The sequence below is a fragment of the Oligoflexus tunisiensis genome (genome assembly GCF_001748245.1).
Classification (GTDB): Bacteria; Bdellovibrionota_B; Oligoflexia; order Oligoflexales; family Oligoflexaceae; genus Oligoflexus; species Oligoflexus tunisiensis.
In genome coordinates this window covers 520,037-546,551 of record NZ_BDFO01000001.1, presented here as the reverse complement: position 1 = coordinate 546,551, position 26,515 = coordinate 520,037, and the positions used below count along the sequence as shown (strand labels likewise).

25 protein-coding genes and 1 tRNA gene are annotated in these 26,515 nt (G+C 49.0%); 6 read left to right on the top strand and 20 right to left on the bottom strand.

All coding sequences use genetic code 11. The features are described from left to right. The first annotated feature begins 131 nt into the window (after positions 1 to 131). Both OLTU_RS02495 and OLTU_RS02490 read left to right on the top strand, forming a co-directional pair. Positions 132 to 974, top strand: a complete 843-nt coding sequence (locus tag OLTU_RS02495; RefSeq protein WP_141731181.1) for a WD40/YVTN/BNR-like repeat-containing protein — start codon at positions 132 to 134, stop codon at positions 972 to 974. 176 nt (positions 975 to 1,150) lie between these two features. Next, on the top strand, positions 1,151 to 1,693 hold the full coding sequence (locus OLTU_RS02490) for a hypothetical protein (RefSeq protein WP_141731180.1): 543 nt from the start codon (positions 1,151 to 1,153) through the stop codon (positions 1,691 to 1,693). 394 nt (positions 1,694 to 2,087) lie between these two features. Here the strand turns inward: OLTU_RS02490 and OLTU_RS32220 are convergent, their stop codons facing one another. Next, positions 2,088 to 2,321 (bottom strand): hypothetical protein, encoded by a 234-nt coding sequence (locus OLTU_RS32220; protein WP_218109798.1) that lies wholly within the window; start codon positions 2,319 to 2,321, stop codon positions 2,088 to 2,090. 176 nt (positions 2,322 to 2,497) lie between these two features. Between OLTU_RS32220 and OLTU_RS02485 the strand changes: the two genes are divergently transcribed. Continuing rightward, positions 2,498 to 2,573 (top strand) — tRNA-Pro (locus tag OLTU_RS02485). An 867-nt stretch (positions 2,574 to 3,440) separates the two neighbouring features. Further along, a complete protein-coding gene (locus OLTU_RS02480; RefSeq protein ID WP_141731179.1) occupies positions 3,441 to 3,878 on the top strand; it encodes a hypothetical protein in 438 nt (145 codons plus the stop codon). A 55-nt stretch (positions 3,879 to 3,933) separates the two neighbouring features. On the opposite strand, the gene OLTU_RS02475 is transcribed toward OLTU_RS02480, so the two are convergent. From OLTU_RS02475 to OLTU_RS02415, 13 genes are all read right to left on the bottom strand, one after another. Next, positions 3,934 to 5,361 (bottom strand): sigma-54-dependent transcriptional regulator, encoded by a 1,428-nt coding sequence (locus tag OLTU_RS02475; RefSeq protein ID WP_141731178.1) that lies wholly within the window; start codon positions 5,359 to 5,361, stop codon positions 3,934 to 3,936. After that, positions 5,354 to 7,039 (bottom strand): sensor histidine kinase, encoded by a 1,686-nt coding sequence (locus OLTU_RS02470; RefSeq protein ID WP_141731177.1) that lies wholly within the window; start codon positions 7,037 to 7,039, stop codon positions 5,354 to 5,356. Before OLTU_RS02470 ends, OLTU_RS02475 begins: the two co-directional genes overlap by 8 nt. A gap of 15 nt (positions 7,040 to 7,054) precedes the next feature. Then, on the bottom strand, positions 7,055 to 8,530 hold the full coding sequence (locus OLTU_RS02465; protein ID WP_218109797.1) for an ABC transporter substrate-binding protein: 1,476 nt from the start codon (positions 8,528 to 8,530) through the stop codon (positions 7,055 to 7,057). Positions 8,531 to 8,640: 110 nt separating this feature from the next. Next, positions 8,641 to 8,880: a hypothetical protein gene (locus OLTU_RS02460; protein ID WP_141731175.1), complete on the bottom strand. Its 240-nt coding sequence runs from the start codon at positions 8,878 to 8,880 to the stop codon at positions 8,641 to 8,643. 3 nt (positions 8,881 to 8,883) lie between these two features. Beyond that, positions 8,884 to 9,303: a nuclear transport factor 2 family protein gene (locus OLTU_RS02455; RefSeq protein WP_141731174.1), complete on the bottom strand. Its 420-nt coding sequence runs from the start codon at positions 9,301 to 9,303 to the stop codon at positions 8,884 to 8,886. Next, positions 9,304 to 10,416: a glycoside hydrolase family protein gene (locus OLTU_RS02450; protein WP_141731173.1), complete on the bottom strand. Its 1,113-nt coding sequence runs from the start codon at positions 10,414 to 10,416 to the stop codon at positions 9,304 to 9,306. Between the two features lie 159 nt (positions 10,417 to 10,575). Beyond that, entirely contained in the window at positions 10,576 to 11,778 is a 1,203-nt protein-coding gene (locus tag OLTU_RS02445; protein WP_141731172.1) for a metallophosphoesterase, read from the bottom strand. Positions 11,779 to 12,557: 779 nt separating this feature from the next. Next, the gene (locus OLTU_RS02440) at positions 12,558 to 13,460 is read right to left on the bottom strand and encodes a hypothetical protein (protein ID WP_141731171.1); all 903 of its coding nucleotides are present in this window, start codon (positions 13,458 to 13,460) and stop codon (positions 12,558 to 12,560) included. Then, complete coding sequence (locus OLTU_RS02435; protein ID WP_369696334.1) at positions 13,448 to 14,464, bottom strand: JmjC domain-containing protein; 1,017 nt, start codon at positions 14,462 to 14,464, stop codon at positions 13,448 to 13,450. Before OLTU_RS02435 ends, OLTU_RS02440 begins: the two co-directional genes overlap by 13 nt. A 147-nt stretch (positions 14,465 to 14,611) precedes the next feature. Beyond that, on the bottom strand, positions 14,612 to 15,409 hold the full coding sequence (locus OLTU_RS02430; protein WP_218109796.1) for a hypothetical protein: 798 nt from the start codon (positions 15,407 to 15,409) through the stop codon (positions 14,612 to 14,614). 59 nt (positions 15,410 to 15,468) lie between these two features. Continuing rightward, complete coding sequence (locus OLTU_RS02425) at positions 15,469 to 16,329, bottom strand: hypothetical protein (RefSeq protein WP_141731168.1); 861 nt, start codon at positions 16,327 to 16,329, stop codon at positions 15,469 to 15,471. Further along, positions 16,319 to 17,491, bottom strand: a complete 1,173-nt coding sequence (gene grrM, locus OLTU_RS02420; RefSeq protein WP_141731167.1) for a cyclophane-forming radical SAM/SPASM peptide maturase GrrM/OscB — start codon at positions 17,489 to 17,491, stop codon at positions 16,319 to 16,321. The genes OLTU_RS02425 and grrM overlap by 11 nt, the downstream gene beginning before the upstream one ends. A gap of 153 nt (positions 17,492 to 17,644) precedes the next feature. Next, the gene (locus OLTU_RS02415) at positions 17,645 to 18,073 is read right to left on the bottom strand and encodes a hypothetical protein (protein ID WP_141731166.1); all 429 of its coding nucleotides are present in this window, start codon (positions 18,071 to 18,073) and stop codon (positions 17,645 to 17,647) included. Between the two features lie 684 nt (positions 18,074 to 18,757). On the opposite strand from OLTU_RS02415, the gene OLTU_RS31740 reads away from it, so the two are divergent. Next, positions 18,758 to 18,901 (top strand): hypothetical protein, encoded by a 144-nt coding sequence (locus OLTU_RS31740; protein WP_176736266.1) that lies wholly within the window; start codon positions 18,758 to 18,760, stop codon positions 18,899 to 18,901. A 131-nt stretch (positions 18,902 to 19,032) separates the two neighbouring features. Further along, on the top strand, positions 19,033 to 20,346 hold the full coding sequence (locus OLTU_RS02410; protein WP_141731165.1) for a sensor histidine kinase: 1,314 nt from the start codon (positions 19,033 to 19,035) through the stop codon (positions 20,344 to 20,346). A gap of 24 nt (positions 20,347 to 20,370) precedes the next feature. Here OLTU_RS02410 and trxA read toward each other — a convergent pair whose 3' ends face one another. The 6 genes from trxA to OLTU_RS02380 form a co-directional block, all read right to left on the bottom strand. Beyond that, a complete protein-coding gene (gene trxA / locus OLTU_RS02405) occupies positions 20,371 to 20,697 on the bottom strand; it encodes a thioredoxin (protein ID WP_141731164.1) in 327 nt (108 codons plus the stop codon). A gap of 120 nt (positions 20,698 to 20,817) precedes the next feature. Further along, the gene (locus OLTU_RS02400; protein WP_141731163.1) at positions 20,818 to 21,684 is read right to left on the bottom strand and encodes an ABC transporter permease; all 867 of its coding nucleotides are present in this window, start codon (positions 21,682 to 21,684) and stop codon (positions 20,818 to 20,820) included. Between the two features lie 18 nt (positions 21,685 to 21,702). Then, complete coding sequence (locus OLTU_RS02395; protein WP_141731162.1) at positions 21,703 to 22,638, bottom strand: ABC transporter permease; 936 nt, start codon at positions 22,636 to 22,638, stop codon at positions 21,703 to 21,705. Positions 22,639 to 22,653: 15 nt separating this feature from the next. Next, positions 22,654 to 24,468, bottom strand: a complete 1,815-nt coding sequence (locus OLTU_RS02390) for an ABC transporter substrate-binding protein (protein WP_141731161.1) — start codon at positions 24,466 to 24,468, stop codon at positions 22,654 to 22,656. Beyond that, positions 24,465 to 25,463: an ABC transporter ATP-binding protein gene (locus OLTU_RS02385; RefSeq protein ID WP_141731160.1), complete on the bottom strand. Its 999-nt coding sequence runs from the start codon at positions 25,461 to 25,463 to the stop codon at positions 24,465 to 24,467. The genes OLTU_RS02390 and OLTU_RS02385 overlap by 4 nt, the downstream gene beginning before the upstream one ends. Before the next feature lie 6 nt (positions 25,464 to 25,469). Next, a complete protein-coding gene (locus OLTU_RS02380) occupies positions 25,470 to 26,453 on the bottom strand; it encodes an ABC transporter ATP-binding protein (protein ID WP_141731159.1) in 984 nt (327 codons plus the stop codon). Positions 26,454 to 26,515 lie beyond the last annotated feature (62 nt).

The window sequence follows — 26,515 nt, the reverse complement described above, 5'->3', positions numbered from 1 at the left end:
GCCCGTTCGCACCGTACCTGGCATTGGAGAGTAAAATGTCCGTTCGACTCCTTACCACTACCCTCGCTATAGCCATTACCATTGGCTGTGGAGATCACGAATGAAAAAGATCGGCGGAAGTGGGGGCAGAAATGGACACTCCGAAAAATGATCAGGTTGAAAACGATGCGCATGGCAACGACGCAAACAGCAAGGCCGCTGCTGATGAAACTGCCGCCGAGAAAGCTGCTGCTGACAAAATCATTTTGGAATTGGAGTTTGCCCAAAACGAAGGGTTGGGAAGAATATTTGTCGAAGACATACATGTGGATGGCAAGAATATTTACATAGCAGGGGCTGGGCTTTCAATATCAACCGATGAAGGAAAAAGCTGGGTCAAGAAAATATCAAAGGATGGTCTTGCATCCAATTTGATAAGCGCAGTCTACGCAAATGGACCCCAAATATACGTAGCTCATGGTGGTTCCATTCCCCAGCCGAACTTCGGTGGGCTTTCAATATCTACTGATGGTGGTGATACCTGGATCAATAAAACACCAATTGATGGACTGGGTAGCCTTGGCGTCAACGATGTCTATGCCATTGGCTCGACCGTTTATGCCGCTACCGATGCCGGTCTTTCCATTTCAATTGATGGCGGTCTCACCTGGATAAACAAAACAACATATGATGGACTTGGTGACAATAAAGTAAAGAGTGTTTTTGCACAAGGCTCCACAATATTCGCGCTAACCAGCAGAGGTCTGTCCATATCACAGAATGGAGGCCGCAGCTGGAGCAGAAAGCAGCCGTACAATGGGCCTGGTCCCATCTATCATTCTGTCTACGGCGTGGGTTCAGCAGTCTATGTCGGAGGCAATTTTGGAGTTGCCATTTCTATTGATGGCGGAAACTCCTGGACATGGTCGACGATAGCCAAAGGTTTTGGAAGGCCTTTCCATTTCAAACGATGGCGGCATGACCTGGATCAATAAACTCGACGCCAATGAGCTTGATCATCTCTATGTCCACTCGGTATTTGCCATAGGCAAGCGCATTTATGCAGGAACTGAGAGGGGGCTCCTGGAGTCAAGCATTGACAGCCTGCTTGGCATGAAAAAAGCGCCAATAATTGGCTCCAGACTTGCCAACTATTTCATTAGGAGTTTCCATGGGTCTCGACTCCTCCTTCTGTCTTGTTTTTCCACGCAGGGCCATCGACATAGTCCTGGATGCATTTTCAAAACACGTGGCAACTGCTGACCGTGAGAAGTTACAATCTCTCCCGAAGCGCTGCTGCTTGAACATGCTTTTTCCACAAGATGGTGAAGTAATGGGTTATCTGGATTTGCAAGAGAGCCCATGTTCGAAGGAGGGCAATTTCCTGTCTGTGGGTTGCGTTTGGACGACGATATATGCCGGGTCTGAACTCGCTTGTTTGTGGTCGGCGGCCGCCACGACCGATATGAGCTTGCTCTTCAACGAATCCGACGCTGTAAAGAACACTTGGCTCAACATTGCTGAAACGTCGGCGGCACTCGCTCTCTTTCTGGATATTGACCATACTTCATGGAATATGCTGCATCCCAGGAAAGTTTGGGTCGAACGCCCTTCCATGGAAGACTATGGTTGGCCACTGGATGATATTCCTGCAGATGTTGATAAGTACTTATTCGAGGCGCTTGAGAAGGCCGGGATCGCTGGAGCGATATAAGAAACTCCGTGGACAGATTTCCCATGGAACGGCTGGCGATAAAAGACTCCTCGGGGCGCATGCCGAGGCACAACATAGAATTGAAATTTCTCGACCATTCCCGCGAAATTCTGAAAAAAGAGAGATGTCTCAGAAAGACTGCCCTCGACTTCGATAACCCAGCCCCTCTTCGATAGCCCAGCGCCAAAATTTGTCCAGAGATTGGTTAACCCGCTTGAGCTGCTTTGGGGACACTCCTGGCTCTTGTTTAAGCCAATCGGCGAGACTGCACAGGGAGGGGTCTGACTAAGAGTTTCGTAATTATTAGCGTTCACAAAATAGGGAAGGGCGTAGTCTTCGAGATAGCGTCTATGGGCTGTGGTGGGGTGCCGGCCTTCATTCTTCTCGAGGTATGTCATAAAGCGATCAGCGTGTTCCAGTATGCCCGGTCTTTGACTGGAACAAGTTTAGGGCTCTGGGCTTTGAATGCTTTCAGGTTTGCCCAGCGCTGGACCCAGTCATCAACCTCACTATCCGTCAGGCAATCAATGTGCTTATACTCTGCCCTTGGGACCATAACCTGCTTGTTCGCTGCCGTGTCATAGACAAATAGCCGCACTTTATCGCCTTGTCTGTTCCAAAATGCCACGCTAACCCTGCTAATCGACTAGATATTATCGATTAGATTCCAAGGCATTTTGAGTATCAGTACTATCCATCATCAGTCTCCAACCCGCCATCTCGTGCAAAATATTTTCCAACCGTCCCAATTCCCAGTTGAACCGCACATGATATTACAGTAGAAACTCTATCTCCACTCAGGAGCGGGGCGTAGCGCAGTTGGTAGCGCGCGTGGTTTGGGACCATGAGGTCGCAGGTTCGAATCCTGTCGCCCCGACCATCTTTTTCTTCCTAGAATCTCTTATTCCTTGTCATCACTACGTTTCGCAGCTTTATCAAAAAGTGTCGTTGAGCTTTTTGCGAAGTTTATCTGCGAAGTCAGTTCTCCAGAAGGTCTCTCAATGCCTTGAGAGACTTTTGCAGCAGCTTCAGATTCCAGATCAAAATATCCTTCTATCGTGACTCGACTTGAATGATCAACAGCACGCTGACCGCTTCGAGACTTGTTGCACTGGTTCCCAAGGTCACAAAAGTGCGCCTACAGACATGCGTTCCGCTGAGACCAGGACTGTCTTTCTCAAAGGCTCTATTAAAAGACATTTTGAATCGTATTCTCGGGTAAAATGCTTTTTTGCCATCATTGAAGATGAAGCCTATCGGTCTCTTCGCGACCAACTGCTTCAGTATTTCACTGACGTTCAAGAGCCTTGGAGAAACACTCCAGAGAAAACGGGTTGAGGCTGGTTTGACACAAAGACAGTTGGGAGCGCATACCAGGCAAGCTACAGTCGGCCATTGCTTGTATTGAATCAGGCGGTAATACGGATGTGCATTTGAGAGTGCTCTATGAGTTGCTTTCTGCGATGAAAGTCGAGATGGATTTTAGTTTTTTAGTGAAGTCATTTCACTAGAGACTGTCAAAGCAAGTGACGATGCTAACCCTTGGGCTAAGATGAAAGCATGAGTCGACTTGCTTGCGGACGGGAAAAGATTTGGTTTGCTAAATTAGTGGAGCATTGTTTGGCTAAGTAATTTGGTACTTCTGGCAGTCCATAGCTTTCACAAAACCGCTCAAGTTTCGTCCTCATTTGCCGATGTTAGGTTGCGTGTGGCGCTTGGTAACCCTCGACGTCGGAGGAAGGGACGAATGGGGATTAAGATTTTGCACCGGCCAGGGCTCAGTCCAGTTCCGCAGGAGCTAATCGATAAGCACTTCACCGGCTATGGCATTGTCGTGACCGACAGATCAGCCGGAGAGCCCGTGGCCTGGGGCTACAATATTCGGCCGGGAGTCATCATCGGTGAGACGATGTGGGCCGAAATCGCCGCTAAGTATGGCACGTGGGTCTGTTTAGATCCCATCACCCGCCAATGGGCCCTCGTGACAAAGTTTCTGACCCTTGAGGAAGCGAGGATCAAATACGGTGACGGAGTCGAAATCGAGCTTGGCCCGCGGGGTGGATTTCGGGGAATGACCGTTGGAAAGACTCGATTCGCGTTCGAGCTGTTTAATGAAGACGGAAAGAACGGGAGGCCGCCGGGCGGCAGGTCAACGCGCCCGCTAAAGACAATTAAGGTGCAGTAGTTTGGGGTGCGTTGCTGTAGGTTTAAGAATACCCCAATATATTTCTATACTGATCCTATATTAAGTTGTACTTTCTTCGCTTCGCGTCGAGCGTTGATCGCGGGATATTGAGAGCCTTTGAGAGGCTGGAGATGGAACCATGGCGACTCATGGCATTGGAAACGATGGTCCGCTCAAAATCCGCCATAAGCTGATCAAAATCCCGGTCCTCGTTGGCAGCTGTATTGAAGTCTATCTCGTCTTTCGGGCCCTGGGCCCTGGCAACCGGCCTTTGAAGGGCTTGAAGATCCTTGAAGAGCGGGAAATTGTCAGCGGAAAGCGTCACGCAGTCGAGTTCACAGTAAAGCAGCCAAGCGTCCAGGCACTTGAAGAGCTGACGGATGTTGCCCTGCCACTGATAGGTCTGGAGCTTTTCGATCAAGTCATCAAGAGTATCAACATTCAGTGCGATGTTCTTTCGGGAGAGGAACAGAGCCACAAATGCCGGAAGATCGGCCATGCGTTCCCTGAGAGGAGGCATGTGAAAGTCGAGGCCCATCATCCGCATATGGATATCGACCAGAAATCGTCCTTCGTCGACTTCCTTGCCAAGGTCCTTGGTGGATGCTGCAATCAGCTGAAACTCGCTGCGGTGGGTCCGGGCCTCACCCAGTCGATGATAAGAGCCATCGTTGAGAACGCGAAGAAGCTTCTGCTGCACTGGGATGGAAAGGGTCTGGATTTCATCAAGAAAGAGGATTCCGCCATCAGCTTCCGTAATGTATCCGGACGCCGCTTCGTCAGCTCCGGTGAAGGCACCCTTTTTGTGGCCAAAGAGAAGCGACTCAGCAAGGTTTCCGGTAATGGTCGCGCAATTCACAGCCACAAACGGAATGGGACCGTCTTCTTCGCAGCGCATCCTGTGAATGAGCTTCGCCGCCTCCTCCTTGCCGGTACCTGTTTCACCAGTGATGATGCAGGACGCCTTTTTCCTCGCCGCAAGGCGGGCGACTTTGTGCTCGCGCTCGCCCAGGATGATGCCGTAGGGATATTTTTTGGCGTAGGCTTCCCAGAGGCCGGATGGAGTCTTGAGACGACTGCCCCTGGCGAGTCGCCGACGCTGGTTCGCGAGCCTGAAGGCAATCTCAATTTCGTCGGCCTTGGACAGGGGCTTTCTGACAAAATGATGAGCGCCTGCAGTCAGGGCTGCATTGACCACTTCAGTTCTTGGATCGCTTGAGGTCGCCACGATTGTAATGTTCGGTTGCTGCTCGACCGCAGCTCGGATTACAGTCAGGCCATCAGGCTTTTCAAAGCCGGCCTTGGTTTCAATATGAAGGTCAGTCAGAAGGTAGTCATACGGCTGAAGCACGAGCTCACGCACAGCCTCGCTCACGGTAGCCGTGTGGGTGAAGCCTACTCCCAGGGACCTCAGAAGAACCGATATATTCCCGATTTCTAGGCTGTCGTCTTCGACAAAAAGAATCTTTCTCTTCTCAAACACTTGTGGCACCTTCAATTTCGAGATTGAATTTTCTTTTGAGCACCTTCATGATCGCCGCTTCATCATCCTTCAAGTGTGCAGCGGACATGTACTCCTGATCATCGCGCTCAAGGACCTCAAACATGACTTCATCGATATTGGAAACGACAATGGAGGCTCCCTGGCGTTCTTCGGAAAAGAAGAACTCGTCCGAATCATAGGAAGTCAATTTTTCCAGAATCGATTGCGTGAGAGACCTGGGCTCAAGACAAATTGCGACCGATCGCACCAGTTTTTGCACGAGCTGAATTTCCAAAGACGCAGCGTTTTCCACAACTTGTTCCTTTTCGGGTTCCACTGCATTGGGCAATCGGCACTCGAATATGGTGAGATTATTTTCCCTTCGATAGGTGACATCACCGCCATGCCCACGCATTACTTGCTTTACATATGCAAGACCTAGACCGGTACCCTCGAGTTTGCCATAGGTGGCACCCCTTTGAAAAAGCTTCGGGATGAAATCATGAGGCACACCTTCTCCATCATCAATAACTCGAATGACAAGCATGTTATCATGGATTTCCGCTTCGACGATTACGAACGATTTGGCAAAATCAAGTGCGTTGGATACAAGATTAATCCAAGCACGATCCACCTTTGGTGCATCAATGCATACGTCTGCCAGTACTTCGGCTGGAATCTCAAGTTTAAGTGCACTCTGCTGTGCTTTTTGCTCAAGGAACTCGCCAACCGAGGAAAAGTCCAATGTTGCATTCTTTCGCTTAACTAAGCTCTCTATTTCAACATGACGAAATGACTCAATCATAGAATACAAACGATTCAGTGACTTCAACGCAGCGTCTCGGTGTAGATCATTATTTGCCTGAGGATCTAGCAATACGCGCTCTATAGCGCCAAGGGGAGCCCGAAGGTCGTGTGCAATGGCCTGCGCTGTATGTGCCATGGCTTTAAATCTAGTAGATTCCACGAGCTTTTTTTCATAAAGGCTGAAATGCTTCAAAAACTCATTCATAGAACCAAAAATGGATTTCACTTCAGCAACTACAGGCCGAAACTTTTCCAGCTTCGGCAGCTCAATTTGTTCAGGAGATGAAACTTCAACTGCTTTGGACAAATACGCAAGAGGTCTCAAGACTCTTTTCACAAGTGGAAACGTCAAGATATTCTGCACAACGAACAAAAGAGCCGCTGCAAAAAGAGTCGAAAAACTCACAATAAGGTTAAGACGCTCCTCAATCCGGTTTGAGAACTCAAGTTTGAGGACAGTCGCTAGTTCTGTATTACCGGCATCAAAGTAAATCGGGACGTCTATCCAACGCGAAGAATACTCAGCATCGTGTGGCTTTGAAATATCGCACACAGTTTCCCCACTCAAATCTTTGACCGCGACGGAAAGGAGCTCATCATATTGCAACAGCGTATGGCACTTACGAAGAATCTCAGGGCCGTCGCCCATCATAATCTGTTGTATTATTGTCTCGCGGGCATAGTTCTCAATTGTTGTGTGATGACTGCTAACTTGCATTCGAATATATTTTGCAAGGATTGGCTTTCCTACCAGAACAAAAACGATAAAAACAACGATGCTGCTCAGAGCCGAAGCTAGTGCGATGGCTGAGGACATACTAATATGGCCTGAGTGGCTGTTAGCGCCCGCTGCATTTTCTACCTTTGACATAGGTCGCACTTTCAATCAAAACACAGTTTTCTGAACATCGAGTCTGAGATCATATTTGAAACTGGCGAAAGGAATATCTATTCCATCTCGCTTATAAAGACGCATTGGAATATACTCTAACGGGACAAAGTATCGCTCCGACTCGAATTTCTTAAGCACCTGCGAATATAGTAGCCTCCTAGCTGCATCACTAGACGTATATCGTATTTTTTCTATTTCATCCGCCAAGTTTCCGGATAGTATTGACTGTATTGAATTGTCTCCAATCAGGGGGGTCAAGTAACTATCTGGATCGGAATAGGTTCCCATGTACGCAAAAGCAATTAGATCAAAGTCGCCCCTTTTCAATGCTCTATACCACTCTTCGAACTGCAGATAGATAATCCGTATATTTCGCAGACCAGCTCCTCGCAAGAATCCTAGAAACTCCTTTTCACGCAAGCGCGATCGCTGCATTTGATTTAATACAATACGAAATGGTCTGTCGCATTTGCGATTGCACCATTTATCTCGAAACTGCAAAGGTGAAATAGTGGGTTTTGATTCGCGACGGTAGTATTCTGGAACCATTACGGTCGGCGGCATGAACAAGAGCCACTTTTTCGTAAATTCACCGGTATCAAAATTTTCATGAAAACCATTTCGCATGATTTCGACAAAATCGTGACGAAATTCTGAATCCAGGAACTCAGCCCTATTCTTATTCAGAAATATATGACCATAGCCAATGGATATCGGCATCATATCGGCAGGCGGCACATGCGGTATCTGCTCATATCCGAGAGCGAAGTCTATGCTTTTGTCCTTTAAGAGTCTTTTGGAGACTAAACCAATATCATTTATTTTTCTGAATTCGACCGAATCTGGGACGCACTTAGCAAAACCTTTGAAGTTCTGACTGCGTTTTATCAAGATGCTATCTTGACTGGCAGCATGAACAGTCATGGGGCCTGTTGTTGCAATCACTTGCTCATATTTCTGGTCCAGCTTAACAACACCATAGAGCGAATAAGCTAATATCTTCAGCAGCGGAGGGTATGGCTTTTTGAGTGTTATTCGGAGATGATTTTTGCCCACGACAGCTGTCCCTGAAGCTATCGATCCTGTCTTTAAGTTTTCTGAGCCTACGACAAAATTCGCGAGAACTCCGCGATTTTTTCTTGGATCATTCACCCAGAAAGGCCTATTGAGCGAAATGGCAACGTCATTTGCTGTTATCTTCGTGGCATCTGAAAATTTGGCTTCCGGGTCCAAGAAGAAGTCATAAATTAAACCATCACGGGATATTCTCCATGATTTGGCTATCGCACTAATAAGATGCCCATCACCTGAAATTGCAACAAGGTTATCCAGGACTTGTCGGAAAATAAAGGCGTCAACCATCGACTTTGCATAGATCGGATCAGGAAAATTATTTGGGAATATCGGCACATCAACCTTGATTTCGCGCTGGCAAGGCCCGGCATGACCTGAGGTAGCATGCAGCATCATACCTATAAAAATTATGACCAACGATAGATCTCGCACTTATGCTTCCCCAAACAAAACGCAAACGCTCGGCAAAATTATGCCGAGCGAATTCCGAGACAAGCCGAGTACATTCACTTGGCAATATTAGATTTAGGCTGATATTTTTGTGATATAATTGAAGAAATTGGATTTATCTCCCTTTCCAGGGCATCCAGATCAATTTCCTCAACTTGTTCATCCAAGGTCGGTGTCTTTTTAGAACTCTCAGCATTAAATTTACCTTTCTGCGCTCCACCGAGTGATGGTAAATTTTCTGCTGAATTTGCACCAACTGACAAAATCATTCCAACCAAAGCAACCAATTTCTTCATAGCTCACTCCTTATGATTTAAAAATATAGTTAAGGAGGCGATTTTCCCCCTCTCAACTCTATAGACTGAAATTCCCGATAGTTTGACTGCTTTGCCATTCTTGGCGACAGCGGATAATTGTTCCCAATCCAAAACATAGTCTTGGTCGATAATTCTTTTTGAAACTTTAGCGTCTAACGTTTCAAACTTTGAGAAAAATTCTGAGAAGTGCGCTCTGATTTGGCTCTCACCTTCCATACATATATCGGCCGGCACTGTGCATATTTTGGCAGAAGACGCAAAAAAGCTCATGAATCTGTCAATGTCTTTCGAATTATAAGCCGCATATTGCTTATCAATTAATTCAGAGTTCGAGTTCTTGCTGCTAGTGGACACGCAGGCACTAAACGCAAGAGTCCCGAACAGTCCAAGCATGGTCTTCATTCATTCGTCCTTTATCTGAAAAAATCTTTCTTTGTATTCAAGCCTAATTTTCCCTTCAACATATGAAACGCCAATAGTTTTGTATTTCGCTTCGCCAATAGCTTGAAGGCGCTCGAATAATACGTAAGCCAGTTGCAGTGCTGAAGCAATAACTTGCTTTTCTGAAAACGAGTTTATTCTGTCTGAAGAACTAAAAAAGAAATTATTCCCACTGAACTTTCCTTGAATGTCAGGGCTGGCAGAACTCCGTGCACCCGGCTTTACAAAATATTCAACCCTATCTGATAGTTTTGTCCGAAAGTAGTACGGTATATCACTGCGAGACATCTGCTCTAATTCACAGACTGTAAAATTGCTATGATTCCGGCCTTCATTCATGGAACTGCTATATTCGAAGGTATTTCGGTGAAGTACGCGAATAAAAGCATTCTTAGGAGTCGTTGCACAGATTGCCTTATCAAGAAATAAGTGCTTGGTTTTGATAAGCTCTATAGTTCTCAAAAAGCCATATATAAATGCTGCAGTCTGCAAGGCATCCAAGCGTTTAAGAAGACAAGAAAGTCCATAGCTATCAGGTGAATAAGCTTCGCCTTGGTGCACTTTGGGCACAAGAAACATATCACTCGGTAATCGTACCTGGTTGCACACAGATTCGATATCGACCGGAGCACAAACCACCCTGTCCTTGAAGATGCCGAGGATGAAGTTTTCAGAATGAAGATCAACGATGCCGAAATACTGGCAGATTCCAACTACGCTGCCAATTTTTTCCATATCTTCAACGCTGAGTTTTTGGGTCTCAAATGGAGCCCAGCGGAGCTTTTCGACATAATACCCATCAAAATTATGTATCTGCTGAGATTTGAATTTCAGTCTTGGAAGGACTTCTGAAATCCCGAGTTCAACCAAAATTAAATCGATTGCGTCTCTTACCTTACTGCATTCGCCAAGTAGAGCATACTCCCATGTGCCAAAGCGAGGCTTCCAAATCCACTCTCCACAGTCGACTGTACACTGCCCAAAGTTGTGGGGATCGCCACATACTGAAACATATTCAGAGGGCGGCTGTATCTTTAAGAATGTAGCGCTACGCGCCCAGGCGAATGGCAGCATGGAAAACCACTTTAGATCATTGCTAGAATTAAAAACAACATCGACTCCATAACGCTTTTTAACAAGACGTAACTCGCATAAATGCCTATAGGAACGATGATGAGGTAAACTGAATTATTCATATTTTTAAGACTTGTTGGAGCCATTATTGGCCTGCTCCTATTCTATTGAACGAACCACAATGCTCGTAATTTCAGGTGTATAAGGAATTCGCATGGGAGGACCCCAGAACCCAGTTCCGCGGTTAACATAGATTTGTAAGCGATTCGAGTGCTGATGAAGGCCTTTAACATACGGCTGAAGAAACCCGACTAGCCAGCCGAATGGCCACATTTGGCCAGCGTGAGTATGGCCAGACAACTGAAGATCAATATCGAATTGTTCTGCTTGAGAGACGCTGCGGGGTTGATGGGCTAGCAGTATCTTTGCTTTATTCGGATCACATCCCTTTAATGCCATTCTTACATCTGACTGCATCCCTAGTCGAACAGCAGTCGGATCATTAATTCCTAGAATATAAAATGATTCGTTTACTGCTGGATGCTTGATCTCAACATGCCCATTTTCCAGGACAGTGATGCCAAGTTCTCGAAATTTATTCGACCATATCTTCCAGCCACTAAAAACATCGTGGTTGCCAGAGACGAAGAAGACACCACCGGTGCATTGCAATCTTGAGAGCGGTAGCACAGCGTCTGCAAGTTGCTCGATCGAACCATCGACAAAGTCACCAGTCAAGGCGATCAAGTCCGGCCGCAACTCCATTACCATATCAACAACACGCTCCACATGGTGTCTTTGGATTATCGGACCAATATGGAGATCGGAAATCTGAACGATTCGATAGCCGTCAAGTTCTTTTGGGAAACGCCTTAGTTTGATTTCGACGTTTTCGACTGCTGGATCAGCTTTAGCGAGACCATAGCCTGTTACACCAACGAGACCAGTGAGTCCTAAACTCGTTCCGCCTAATACTTTTTGAAAAAATTCTCGGCGAGAGCCATCTTTACCGATTTTCGATCTGATTGATTTTTTCACATACAGCACTCGCGAACTTAAAAACAAGAGGCTGAAAATAATTATCCAATAGATAATCAAACCAAGCCAAAAATGAGAGAATTCGGAGGCGACACCCTGTTCTGAAACATCCAATCCTCTTACTAACCAAACGTTGTAGGGGATCAGGAAAGTTGTCGCTATTGCCGTCAATATCAGAATAATTCGAACCCATTTCCATTTTAAGAATAGAGGCCGAATACTGCGTAAAGCAAAGTACTGCGTTACACCCAATAGCACAGTGATTATGCTTATGATGAGGATTGGCTGCCAACTTAATTCAACTTTTCCCATCTGGATGTCCATGAAACTTTTAGTAATGTGCCAGGCTATCTTGCTTGCTTATTCCAATCGGATAAGAAAAAGCCTTTCATGATTCATTTTTGAATAAATCCTTCAAGCTTATCCTCAGCAGCTCTTCTACCGGTAAAACGGTTAGTAAAAGCTTGACTGGGTTGCTCTCTAGCCTTTTCATCCGCTCGCGGATAGAGCACACTTTATGCCACTTCCCAAATTCAATGTCAATCAGACCAGATACGGTAAAGTTTAGCTGAAAACGATATTTTAAAGCCCCAAAATCGTAGCTTAAAGGGCCATTGATACGTGGCCACCCTGTCACTTGCTCAAAATTGGTTTATTCATTTCCGGGAATTGAAGAGGTCACTGATGCTCATAGTGCAATGCACTAACTGTTAACGTTAGACGGCGGCAGGCAGCACAGCAAAACTGCCTGGAGATTGGCTTTTGCTACCCTGGCAATTGGTGCAGAAGGTTGAAGATTGAGGGATGGATGAAGTCTGTAGGAATCAGACACCGGGCAAGAGGCTTGCCAATATTTCCTCAGCGATACACCAGGATTGCGACGTGCATTGAACTTTTGTGTGCCTCAATCCATTCACGAAGGGGCAGACACCTCCGACGACGGTTGCAACATGCTAACGCCTGACACAAAAGGTGTAACAACTGCCATGGTTGGGACATTATGATGGTCGTTTTCTCGTCACCACGTTCGCCCACGATGCCGTAGATCATGGTAATGATAGGGGTCCAATGGCTTGATGCCAAATACATCCAGGATAGGAAGATCAAAGGCAGCAGCTGGATAGGGTATCTTTACTGATGAAGGAAGCAAGGAACGACTCCCGAAGACAAAAGCCTTGCGAGGTTAGGGTCAAATTCACATCCGGTTCCGACTTATAAAGTGTATAACCATCATGAATGATATTGCAAACCGGTACAACACAACCTTCTCCCGGATAAACCTCCAGCTGCACGACCGGGTATTCCGGGAAGTTTTCCATAAAGGCGTGACACAATTGAATAGGATTGTTCGCCGATCGGAATGCTTCTATCTTTTCATGTGATTGCATGATTTCCAGGATTTGAGCCAGCGTTAGATTAATAAAATTCAGATCCCTCGCTTCCGTACCAAGGTTGACAAAAATCCGAACTGCAGACTTATTTCGACGCATCAAATCAATCTTGGGCTCGCACCAGTTGTCGACATGAAGTCCCATATAGGACGCGTACCTCTTATCGTATACGGTGGACTCTTCTCCTAAGCGGGATTTTGCAATAACGGCCTTATAGTCATCCGGAAAAAAAGCAACTGCATTACCCACGAATGTGTTTATCAAAGGCAGAGTTTCAGCATTGAAAATTTCATCCATCCGCATGCTTTCCTCTTTGGAACTCGGAAACTGCACCGAATTGTGGGCATGGAAAGTCTGCAGAATATCCGATGGAATCTCAAAATGGACGATATGTTCAGCAATATTCCGAAATCCGGGTACTCCCAAAATCTTCAAGTCAGAAGATTCCAGGCGGCTCCATCGAGGGTTAGGGCGAAAAATTTCATAGGGCCTGATTGAGGGGGCATCGGAGCTCTTTAACAGCGATTTGGTCAAGCCAACGCTCTTAAGTAAACGCTTATGTAAGTCAACCCCCACGCTTGACAGGACAGTCAAACCAGAAATCAAGGACGACATGAGGCCCTCACAAACAATCCCAGTTGATCCAGATGGTTTATCAGCGCCAAAGGTTCGGTACCCAGATGGAAGGCTTTCAGATCACTCAGGCAAAAGATTTCCTTCTGTGACAGGATTTCAAAGAGCAGGTAGTGACAACTCCTGGCAACAGCAATGCGTCTCTGGGGCATAACCAGCGTAAGGTCATCGCCCGTATACTGAAGGGAGAAAATGGCGCTTTCTCGGACCCGGATGTGTGTACCAGCGTCAATGGCTGCCTGGTCCTCTCGACTTTCGAAGTACAGATCGAATACATCGCTGTAATATGTATTTTTTGCTTCCATGTGCAATAGCTCCCGTCCTATCTGTTCAGGCGAAGCCAACGCTGACAGTATCGGCGCAAGATCCGACACTATCGATACATCCACATGTGCCTCATACATGGGAAGGGCTTTGCGCAGCAACCTGTTAGTGACTGTCAGAGAATCAATCATCCGATGAAGGATGTCGCAGAGCTTGGGATATTCAAGTGCAAAGGTCAGATGTATCGAGGGCGACGAATCGGTATTGGCAAAGTGGGTGAAACCACGGGGAATATAGAGGATCTTATCTGCGATCATCCCAAAATGCCGGTGGGCGCGGTCCAGGTCTAGTTCATGTGGAATGCATCGATGGGTTTGCAGGGGCAGCTCACAGTGCGCCTGATCAAATACACTCCAGGTCTTGTGGCCATGAATCTGATAGACCAGGACATCGTGATTATCCCAGTGAGCCTTGAAACCCTGGGAATTGGATGGGCTATAGTATAGATTAGCCTGGACGGATGCTCCCAGGTCTTTTGAAATCACGCGACAGATGGAATTGATTTGCCGGTTCAGTTTGTTGATCGATGGAATGACAATCGTATACCCGCTTTTGAAGAAATCCAGCAGTCGATGACTGTCGAGACTGCCGCGCGGCGTGGCCATATCCTTGGCCGAAATTTCATTTTCTTTGGATACGACTCTGATATCCGTCGGCTTCAAGCTCTGCCTGCCCAGAATGTCGTTCAAGTCCTTTATTGTAAAGGCCAATGGTTCGAAATTATCAGAGAAAAGAGGCTTCTTTTGCCAGTAATCTCTGAAAAATTCGGATCTTGAGACGGACATCGACCGAAACATGCCACCACTCCTTCACATAAATTTCCTTTTGAACGATGTCGACAGCGCGAAATCCTGACAAGACAACTGCACGTTCGTATCTTCGTGACACTTATACAGGGGCAGTCCATCATGAACCACGTTGCAGACGGGGATGATGCAGCCTTCGCCCGGATACTGCTCGATATGGTAAACCGGACACGTTGGAAACGTTTCCAAAAATGTTTCAATGAAACGTGACAGGTTGCTACGGGACGCCATTTCATCGACTGGGGCATCTGTTGTTCGCAGTGCCGCCTCCATTTCACGAAGAGAGAGCGGAATAAAGCTAATGTCTCGTGCCTCTGTTCCAAAATTCATAATGATCCGCACAGCGCCCACATTCCGATCGCGCAGGCTCGCTTCGGGCTTGCACCAGTTATCGATATGCAGACCCCGGAACATTCTCTGACTGGCATCAAAAGTGGTGGAAGGATGCCCAGGCTGTGTGCTTCCAATAGCGGCAGACTGCAGAACGAACGGTTCGACCAGATAGGACTCCAGATCGCTCTTCAATTCTGGCAGCAGCGTCTTCGAAAAAAGCTTTAAGCGTTCATCCATGACCGATCGGCTTCCTGGAACCCCCAAAAGTCCCAATTGTTGAAAGCGTGCGATAAAACCCGTTTTGAATTCGAATGGAACAACGAGAGTGCCAAGACACTGAACCTGCTGTGCCAGCAGTTCGTCAGCCTCCCTCTCGTTGATCATTCGCCACTGGGCGATCGGCCTATAGGCACCAGACGTATAGGATTTGGTCTCTGGGTGCCAATGTACTTTCTTAATGATCTCCACTCCAGGGCTAACGAAAATCCTCTTTCGCAAGTCCGCAGTCAAGCTTTCCAGGACCTTTATCATAGGGCAACCATGTTCAAGATAGCAACGTTTTCAAATTTTCCAGATTCTTTGGCATTGGCAATATAGAGATTGCCAATTAGGTATTTTCGATCGCCATCCTGCCGAAGGAAGAGCTGCAGCTTTTGCACGCCGTCCTTGCCTTGTGGTTCAATAATGAATCCAGACTGTTCTTCATCTACGACCCGGATCGATCCACCGATGTGCCCTGGGACCTCGAATCGGGTTCTGAGCTCGCCATCATCAAAGACCCTGAACTCGTAGAAGCCTTCCAGGAATTTTGCATCAGTCACGGTTCCCCCGATGCTGAGGTTTGCTTCACCGCTGCGACCGTTATTCTTCCAGATGGCATGTCCCTCGTAGTTGCCGATCACCTTCCGCAGCAGATCCTTACTCGTCTCGAGAGAAGGATATTTCTTGAAATCCTCATCGGTCGCCATATGCAGCACATGATTTTCCAAATGACCGATATCCTGAGCTGAGTATTTGAGGTTCTCGACGACCTCCTTCGGCAGGTTCAATTTCTCGGATGCATAGACCGGTTTGTCGACATTTACCTGAGCAGGCTTGGTTTCGATAACCTCATCAGGAGAGGCTTCGACCAAGTTATCCTCAATGGAGGTTTTGGTCTCCACGTACGGCTCTTCGACCGGAGCGCTGTCAGCAGGTGATTCCGGAAGCGGAGCAGGCGCTCCCATCGAGGGAGCCGTATCTGCTTGCCCTGTAAATTTTTCCAGAGGAATAGCTTCAAGCTGAGGATCCCCTCCGGGAGTGTTGACCGACTGCGTCCGAACGAATTGATTAGCTGCAAAAGCTATGACGACCGCTACGAGAGCGATCAGAGCGACCTTATTTCGCATGGATAACCTCCGATTGAGCATCTCGTTCTGCTTGTATGGCTTGAGCGATCACCATGAGCATATCCTTTTTCAAGAGACGGCAGTGCATAGTTTCGGCGCTGTTGAAGCTGCCATTCTCACTGAACTTGTTCGAGGGATGGCCACCGCCGCAAAATTCAAAGTAATCACAAGTCTTGTGGCACACGCGGATGCCAGCCTGAATATCCGCATACACGTGTTGGAAGTTTTCGTTTTTCCATATGTCATCAAACCTGTCCTTGATAACGTTTCCGAAAACAAAACTCCCGTAATTTCTGCTTTCCATTGTCAGGAGTTCAGGCGAAAAGGTGGAGTAATCCCCATTCATCGCGACATTGATCAACGTCATCGGAATGGATTGCGAAGAGGTTCGCTTGATCGGATGCAAAATTGTCTGCTCCGTAGCTCGGAACTCACGCACTCGGGTGCCGCTCGCTTTGGCTTGCAAATAGTATGCTCGGATGAAGTCACGAAACCTTTCGCTCCCTTTATCGCACTCGAGCGAACTTTTTATATTGAAACCTTCGGTTTCCTCGATATTGAATGCAGTCGTGGAAAAGCTCTTGGTCGTAAAGTAGTCAATGAAAGGATGGGGATTGTCCAGAGTAGCTTTGGTGACGACCGCGATAGAGCTGAAAGGGATGCCGTTGCTGCGCAAAAGGTCCATGGCTTGCTCGGCCCGATTGAAGCTGCCCTCACCTATCTTGTCGATCCGATGCAGATCGTGCAATTGTTTTGGCCCATCGACGCTCAGACCGACGCTTACGGCCCACTTCTTGATGAAATCGCACCATTTCTGGTCGATCAGGCTGCCATTGGTCTGGAAGGAATGCGAAATCTTGCAATAATCCGGACGAAGACGTTCGATCAGCTCAAAAGCTTTTTCGTAGAATGGTATGCCGGCTGCAAGAGGCTCACCTGCATGCCACACGACAGTAAATTGATCATGTGGAATTTTTGAGCCAAAGAGGTTTTTGAATGTCTCTTCGACCACGTCCATACTCATCCGTCCCCGTTGGGCACGAGATTCCTTAGTGAGATAACAATACGTACATGCAAAATTGCAGAAGCCTGTGGACTGCATAATGAGCAGATTGAGAGGCCCCATTTTAGGTGGCGTAGCCAAATAATTATGAAGTTTCATAATGTCGTCCACTGGGTGAGAGTCCCTCGTTAAGAGGGGCTCATGATAGAGATGGCTGACCTAAAGGTTTATTGCAAAACTTTTAATACAATTTGGCTTTTGAAGAGCCTTTACCATAGTCTTTGCAAAACGGTTCGGATCAGCCACTGGTTGTCAGACTTTGGGATTGATGATTGGTTTCTCGAACTCGGTCGGATCAGCGACCGGGTTAATCCAGGGGCGGCCGCCAGTTCCTGGAAGACGAGGGCTCTCGCCTCCGCCATGACCTGGTTCGAGCCAATCACCAACGACATTGCTAAAGTTGTCGAAGTTTTCGAAATTATCGAAGTCCTGCCAGTTATCGAAGTTCTCGAAGTTGTCGAAATCGGGATTCCCGTCCGCGATTGGATTTATCGATCCTGTGCCGCCGCGGATCGAACTGATCACTTCTTTGATCGAAGAGGCACCAGAAGCAGGAGTGGAGATCGTGCTGGGTGGTATCAGCGGCTTCACGGGTTCCGCATTGCCAACAGCTGAAGTACCGGCGATCACGCCAAGCGCCATCAGCTTTTTCATTCGGCTAAAGATTTCTTCAGATTCCATGACTCAACCTCAAAATTAAAATCTCCAATCCATTTTGGAGAATTTACTTGGGACTTCTATTTCTTAAAGGGAAATCTGTCCAGTTATTCTGTGAAGTTGAAAACGATTTTGAACAGATTATCGCCCTACCTCATGATTCACCTTGAAAGAAAAATGAATTGACGGCCAACGCGAGGATTGTGATAGTTTTATCGTAAATTCCAATAGTTATGTCTTTATAATTCTAACACCTTGGCTTTAGGATGAAAAATCTATCGTCGTCATTGTGAAGCCAAGTCATTCGGGTTGAAACTAATTTTCTCTTCCAGCGCTACGTGACGTTTCTCTGACTATCATTCTGTCAGTCGCAAAGGAAAACTCATGCTGGTGTCATAGATGATCTCAATCGAGATCAAAAACTTATCCCATCCAAACTGTGCGAAGCGGAAAATTGAAAAGTTGAAAAGCGATTGGCCTTGAGCGTCTGGCCATGGAAGCACCAGATTTATTCCATAGAATGGGCTTTTCTTGAGCAGCCCCAGGAGACATGCACCTCAAAAATTTCTCTCTTATTGTCGCCCGGGATGTCATCCGCCTTACACTCTCCGAAGAAGTGGCCCTTCCGCTTCATGGAAAAGGAAAGGCATCACGCGCAATCTCCTCCTCCAGTATTTTGGAAGAGAGCGTCTGGGCCTGGAACCGAAAGTGATCAGTGATCAAATGCAGCAGTTTGAAGGGGTGCTTTCTCAATGGATGGAGCGGATCCAAAAGAGCTTCCTGACCGATGACCTCAAGGAAAAATACCTGACGCTCGTTCGTACAAGAGCCAAAGTCTTACAGTTCCTATGAAAGCCGCCGGCTCCACCCGGCAGACCCACCATAAATAATTTCCCGCACACCCCTCACTCCAACCCTAACACCTCTTGAGCTGTCTGGTTTTGTGAACTATACATACCGAGCACGAATCAGGAAGACGTCTCTTGAACACCGCCGCCTTACGCCTGAACCATTTTCTAATGCAGCGCCTTGCCGCAGGCCAGCACGCACTCGAAGACCGCCGTTGCCAGCTGCAGCTCCTGGTGTTCAACGCCTCGCTCTATATGGCCATCGGTTTCACTCTTCTGGCTTCGTTGGTCCTGGCTTGCTTCAGCCAGTGGGATCTGCTCCTGAAGTTGGGCCTTCCCACGTTCCTCCTGTTCGGATTCATCCTGTATCTGGCCCGCAGTCACAGCTTCCTGGTTGCCCGCGTCAGCTATCTCTTCGTCTGCCATCTCACCCTGATCACAGGAATTATTGTTTACGGCAAAGAGACCGGTCTTCCGATCCTCTTTCTGCATCTCGCTCTCTTTCCCTTTCTCCTCTTTCGAGTCTGGGAGTGGCGCTGGATCGCCATCTGTTCCACGGCCGCCTTTGTTTCTTATGAAATCGTGGGACGCGATTTCTTCCCAACCGGCCTCTATCCCCTGACCGAAGGCATGGCCGCCGTCCTGGAGTTTATTTTCAGCCTCTGTGGTTTCATCGGCATCACGCTGCCGTCCGTGCTGCTTCTTTGGCAATCCGACCAGAATTATCGGAAGGCCCTGAAGCGCACCCGTGTGCAGGCTCTGGACGAGAAGATGGCAGCCATCGGCCGACTCGCCGGCGGGGCTGCGCATGAAATCAATAACCCCCTCGCCATCATCCGCCTCACGCTGGAAAATCTGGAGACGCTGGCAGGAAAAGACGATCAACGTGCCGTCCGCATGCGCATTCAAAAGGCCTATAACGCCATTCATCGCATCCAGAGCATTCTGCAAAAACTGCTCGTCTCCACACCGCAAATCATGGCGCCGCTGGAACCCCTCGACGTGAACAGCATCATGCAGCTCATCACGCAAAGGTCACAGCATTATCTCCATAACCAGGGCATTCAGCTGAAGGTGAAGACGGAGGAGCTGGACGGACAGGCCGTCCTTTACTGTCAAAGGCAGCATGTGATCGATGCGGTCGACAGCCTGATTCATAATGCTCTGGAAGCCATGAGAGGACATGCGGCGCCCGCGGTGTCGCTGACCCTGCGCGTTCAAAATCAGTTTTTTCAAGTGGAGGTCGCGGACTGTGGTCCGGGCATCTCAAAAGAGATGAGCCGCTCGATTTTCACGCCGTTTTTTACAACCAAGGAAGTGGGATCCGGGCTGGGACTGAGTCTTTACAGTGCGCGCTGCATGGCGCGGCAGTACGGAGGGGATCTGACCTGTGATAACGGGCCCGGCGGTCGCTTCTGTCTCTCGCTTCCGTTACAGAAGCTCACGTGAAACGCGACCGCCGCTTGTTATGAATTACAAGGCACGTTCAATCAGTTTCTGCAGGTTCTGCGGCGGCTGAGCACCCACCACGGATTCACTTACCTTGCCATCCTTAAACATCACGAGATACGGAATGGAACGCACACCAAAGCGCGCGGAAACTTCCGGATTGTCGTCGACGTTGATTTTGGCCACAGTGACCTTGCCCTGATATTGCTCGGCCAGTTTTTCAAGACTGGGACCGATGGAAATACAAGGACCACACCAGGGAGCCCAGAAATCCACCAGCACAGGCTGGTTTGACTGGAGCACAACAAATTCGAAATCGGCATCGGTAACTTGCTTGGTATAAGTGGCCATAATTATTACCTTTTATAGTCTTTGGAAAGAGCCCTGGTGGCCCTGGATAACTTCTAACAAGATAAGGCTCACCCCGAAACTGTCAAGGGACAAGGCCCGGACTTTCAGCTAAGCCTTGAATCAATCAACGAATTTTGGATCAAGTGCGTCGCGCAGTGCATCCCCAACTATATTGAGGGCATAAAGGATCAGAAACATGGCGACTGTGACACCAAAGAGGGGCCACCAGATGCCATTGACCAGCTCGCCGGCCGCATCGGAAACCATGGTTCCCCAGCTGCTTCCATCCTGAATCCCGACCCCAAGAAAGGTGAGGATCACTTCGAATTTGATGGCCGTCAGCGTGATCAGCGACGCGCTGATGATGGCCAGGTGAAAAACATTCGGGAGTATGTGACGAAAGATCAGCCGAAAATCACTGGCCCCGAGCAAACGCGAAGCCAGTACGTATTCCATATTTTTGTGCTTCATCACCTCGCCACGGATCAGACGGCAAAGGCCCACCCAGGTCACCGCCGCCATCGCCACACAGATCGACAAAAGTCCCTTGCCGAGCACATAGGCGATCCCGACCAGCAGCAGAATGCTCGGAATCGACGCCAGCACCGTATAGACCCACATGACAGCCGCATCGACCTTGCCACCAAAGTAACCGGCGATCGAACCAAAAAAGATGCCCACGGGGACCGAAATCAGTGTCGTCAGAAAACCAATGGTGATGGCGGTCCGTGTGCCCACAAGAATCTTATAAAGCACGGAACGGCCGAATAGATCGGTTCCGAGCATTTTGGCAAAAGAAAGCGAGGGCGCTTCATTCGCTGATCCCACACGTTCCTGGAAATCCGGCAGTACCCCAAAGTAACCTGCGACAGCAATCAGCGCATAGGCCAGGATCACGCCCAGACAGATCAGGTTAAATTTATGGCGCTTGAACCGCTGCCAGGCGCGCTTGCCCGGGCTTTCGCCTTCGTTGATCAATTCGTTCATCAGCGTCTCTTCCCCGTTTTAACCTTCCAGCTGCACGCGTGGATCCACGTAAGCATAAAGTATGTCGGTGATCATATTACAGATGGTAAAGCTGATTGCGATCAGAACCGTGAGGCCCTTGATGATCGGAAAATCGCCGTTATTGATGCCCGAAATCAAAATATCACCCGTCCCTGGAATCGAGAAAAAGCGCTCGATCAGGAAAGCGCCGAGGATCAGGTTCGGGATTTCAATGACGGTATAGGTCAGAATCGGAATCATCGCGTTGCGCATGATATGGACAAACATCACGCGGGGGGGCGAGCAGCCCTTGGCGAAGGCCGTCCGCACATAATCCGCCTTGGTCTCGTCCAGGAACACCGTGCGGAAGAGGCGAATCTGAGGACCGGCGTTGACGATCAAGGTGATGATCCAGGGGAGAATGAGATAAGGAATCGCGCCAAGCCCTGATTCAAACCCATTGATGGGAAACCAGCCCAGTTCATAGGCGAAGAAGTACTGAAAGAACATGATATACACCATGTACGAGATACTCATGCCCGCCACGAAAAGGGCCGTGCTGTAGCGATCGATCCAGGACCCGCGATAGAACGCGATCAGCACCGCAATGGACAGGTTGATCAGAATCCCCCCGAAAAAAGGCGGCACCGTGAGCAACAGCGAGGCATATGCTCCGTTGGCAAACATCTCGCTCAGCTGCTCACCTGAGTTGAAGGATTCACCATAATCAAAGGTCGCAATCTGCTTCAGAAAGATCAGGTACTGCGTGCCCAGGGGTTTATCGAGATCCCACTTCGCCCTGAGTTCCTCGATCGCTTCCGGCGTCGCATGATTGCCGAGCTTCATTCGCACCGGGTCCTCGCCGACTCTGGTGAAGAGAACCAGGACAATAAAGGCCACGCCCAGGATGATGGGAATGGTCTGCAGAACCCGGCGAATGATGTAGTTGATCATGGCAGTATCCCTCGATTAGTCAGCCAGGTTCAGATACTTGTACGGATACTCTTCCATCAAACTGCGCTTGAAGTTGCGGACGTTGGGCAGCAAAAGTCCCATCACATAGTGATTGGTGATGAGGATCATGGGCACTTCCTCTTTCAAGATCGCATCCATTTCCGCAAAGAGCTTGTACCGCTCGGGTCCGTTCATCATATGCCGGGCCTTTTCATAGGCCGCATCAAATTTTGCATTGGCAAAGTTGCTGGTGTTGGGGCCAGGCGCCTTGTTCTTGCTATAGAAGAGGGCGTAGAAGTTTTCCGCGTCGGGATAATCCGCATTCCAGCCGGCATCGGCGATCTGATAGTTCCCCTCATCGGTCTTCTTCAGGAAGTTCGAAAACGACTGGAAGTTGCCCTGCACTTTGATATTGGCCTTGGCGAGTTCATTGCGCATGAACTCATACTGCTGCCGCTGATCCTTGGTCGCTGAGCGGTATTCGATGGTCAGGGTCGGCAGTCCCTTGCCGTCGGGATAGCCAGCTTCCGCCAGCTTTTTCTTCGCCATTTCGATATTCTGAGTGTACCAGGTCGAGCCTGTTTCCCGGGTGCTGCCGGCGATTTCATTGGGAACGATCGACTCGGAGCGATTGCCGCGACCATTCAGCATCAGGTCGATGAAGCCATCGGCGCTCATCGCATAAGCGATCGCCTGGCGCAGCGCCTTGTTGTTGCCCACAACCGGGTCCTTCATGCCAAAGCGCATGAAATTGGTGGCCAGACTCGGCACATAGTAAAGAGCGTACTGTTTTTCAAATTCCGGCTTGAGTTTGAATTTCTTCGTGCCATCGGTGGTCGGCACCCGCTCCACCATTGCCACGTAATCATCCCGGCCGATCGCCACCCAGGCCACTTCACCCTTTTTGAATTTGAGCATCTGCGGCTGGGTTTCCTCGATCAAAGGCAGATGCACTTCGTCCACGAAAGGCAGCTTTTTGCCGGCGGCTTCCAGAAGGCCGGCCTCCTTATCGCCCGGCGCGCCTTCTGTAGGATAGGTGCCGTGATAGTTGGGATTCTTCACCAGCACGGTGGTCCCCCGCCGCGAATAGGTCTTCATCGAAAAAGGCCCGGTGCCGACCGGATTTTTGTCAAAGTCATCCCCGTATTTGGCAATGGCTTCCCGCGGCACCACCGATGTGCCTTCAAAGGCGAGTGGATAGAAGTTCAGCGGGCTGTCGCGTTTGAAGGTGATCGTAAAACGATAGTTATCCAGCTTCTTCAGCCCGGCTATATTATTTTTATCGTAGTCAAAGCCCTGCGGATGCTTTTTGGAAAGCTCACGGAATTCATCCATGCCGACGATGAGGCCCTGGATCAGGGTGTAGCTCAGTCGGTTGGCATTGGCATCGGCAAAGCGTTTGAGTGAGTAGATGACATCATCCGCGTTCATTTCCCGACCCTTGCCGTCCGGAAAGACGGAATGGTCATGAAACTTGACGCCTTGCTTCAGAGTGAAGAGATAGGTGACACCATCCGCCTGTTTTTCCGGCATTTTGGTCAAAAGCAGCGGTGCCAGCTCGTAAGGCCTCTTCAGGTAATTGTATTCCAGGAGCGTATCGAAGAGGCTGCGCACATGCTGCCGGGAGGCCTCGTCGAAGGACTTGACGGGATCCAGACTTTTTTCCTCGGAACGTCGATAGTGATAAAAGATTTTCGGTTTACCCTGACTCGAGCTGCTTGTGCTGCTCACCTTGGATTCTTCCGGCTTTTTCTTTGTGCAGGCAGGCTGGACAGCAAGACCGCCCAGGAGGCACATGAATGCGAGCCAATGGTTGCGAATGTTCATCATGAAAGAGGAGCCTCCTTGTTCAATTCCTGCGCCAGATGGCAGGCGACCAGATGTTTTGTGTTGGATCCCAGCGGCAGCAATGGCGGCAGCTGCTCCTTGCAAATTGCGACGGCATGAGGACAACGGGTGTGGAACGGACAGCCCGTGGGGGGACGACTGGGACTTGGGACATCCCCCTCCAGAACTGCCGGTTTCTGAGTGCGACGCGGATCCGGCTTGGGAGCCGAGGCCATCAGGGCCCGGGTATAGGGATGCGCGGGTCTTGCATAAATCGTGGAGGATTCCGCGAGTTCCATCAAACGACCGAGATACATCACCGCCACCCGGTCCGAGATATAGCGCACGACATTCAGATCATGTGAAATGAAAATATAGGTCAGCTTGAATTGCTTCTGCAGATCGATCAGAAGGTTGATGATCTGCGCCTGGATCGAAACATCGAGCGCCGAAACCGCCTCGTCACAGACGATCAGGCTGGGCCGCAGAGCCAGGGCACGGGCAATGCCGATCCTTTGTCTTTGACCGCCGCTGAATTCATGCGGGAACTTGTTCATATCGGTCGTCCGCAGACCGACGAGCTGCATGAGCTCGCCAACCTTGGCGCGACGTTCCGCAGCGGAACCCAGGCCATGCAAAAGGAAGGGTTCTTCCAGAATTTCAAAAATGGGTTTGCGCGGATTCAGGGAGGCGTAGGGGTCCTGGAACACCATCTGAATTTCCCTGCGGAAATTTTTCAGCGCCTTCTTATCCAGATGCGCAATATTCTGGCCGCGAAACAGAATCTCGCCTGAGGTCGGTTTATAAATCCGCACGATGGTGCGACCGAGCGTGGATTTGCCACAGCCCGACTCACCCACGACACCGAAGGTTTCGCCTTCCTCCAATTGGAATGAAATGTCATTCACAGCGAACACCGAACCCACCTGGCGCTTGAGCAGACCGCCCCGGATGGGAAAATGCATGCTGAGATTTTTCACGTCGAGCAGGCTGGTCATGAAATTTTACTTTCCTTCCAGATGACAGGCGACCCGATGATCCCCGGGCAGAACGGTAAGATCCGGCGCCTCGACAAAGCAGCGATCGAAGGCAAAGGGGCAGCGGGTATTGAAACGGCAACCCTGGGGCAGATTGCGGAGACTCGGAACCGTGCCCTCGATCGTGAAGAGTTTTTGCTTTTTGGTGACAGTCGCTGAAGGAATGGACTGCAAAAGACCTTTGGTATAAGGATGCCGCGGATTCTCAAAGATGGAGAAGACATCCGCGTGCTCCACGGCCTTGCCCGCATACATGACGACCACACGATCCGCCATCTCTGCAACAATGCCGAGGTCATGCGTGATAAAAATGATCGAAGTGTTCTTTTCCTGCTGCAGCTCTTTCATCAGGCGCAGAATCTGCGCTTGAATGGTCACATCAAGGGCTGTGGTCGGTTCATCCGCGATCAGAAGACTGGGTTCGCAGGCCAGAGCCATGGCGATCATTACCCTTTGCCGCATACCGCCGGATAGCTGGAAAGGATATTCATGAAGACGCTGCGCAGCATCAGGAATATGCACGAGCTTCAGCATACGCAAGGCTTCCTGCAGGGCCTCGCGCTTGGACGCGCCACGGTGAATCTGAACCACTTCGGCGATCTGATTGCCGACCGTGTAAACCGGATTCAAGGCGGTCATCGGTTCCTGAAAAATCATCGAAATGCGATCACCACGAATGGCGCGCATTTTTTCCTTCGGAATTTTGGTTAAATCCTGGCCTTCGAAGAGAATTTCGCCGCTTTCGACGAAGCCATTCGCTTCCTGCACAAGGCCCATAATGGTCATGGCGGTGACAGATTTTCCGCAACCGGATTCGCCCACCACTGCCAGAGTTTTGCCTTTTTCAACGGCCAGACTGATCCCATCAAGGGCACGCACAGTCCCATTTTCCGTCTGAAAAGAGGTGCGAAGATCCCGCACTCTGAGCAGGGCATCTTTGGAATCCAACATCAACCTTCCCGATCATAAAACGCAGGTTGGAAATATAAAGTGACCTCCCTTCTAATCCATTT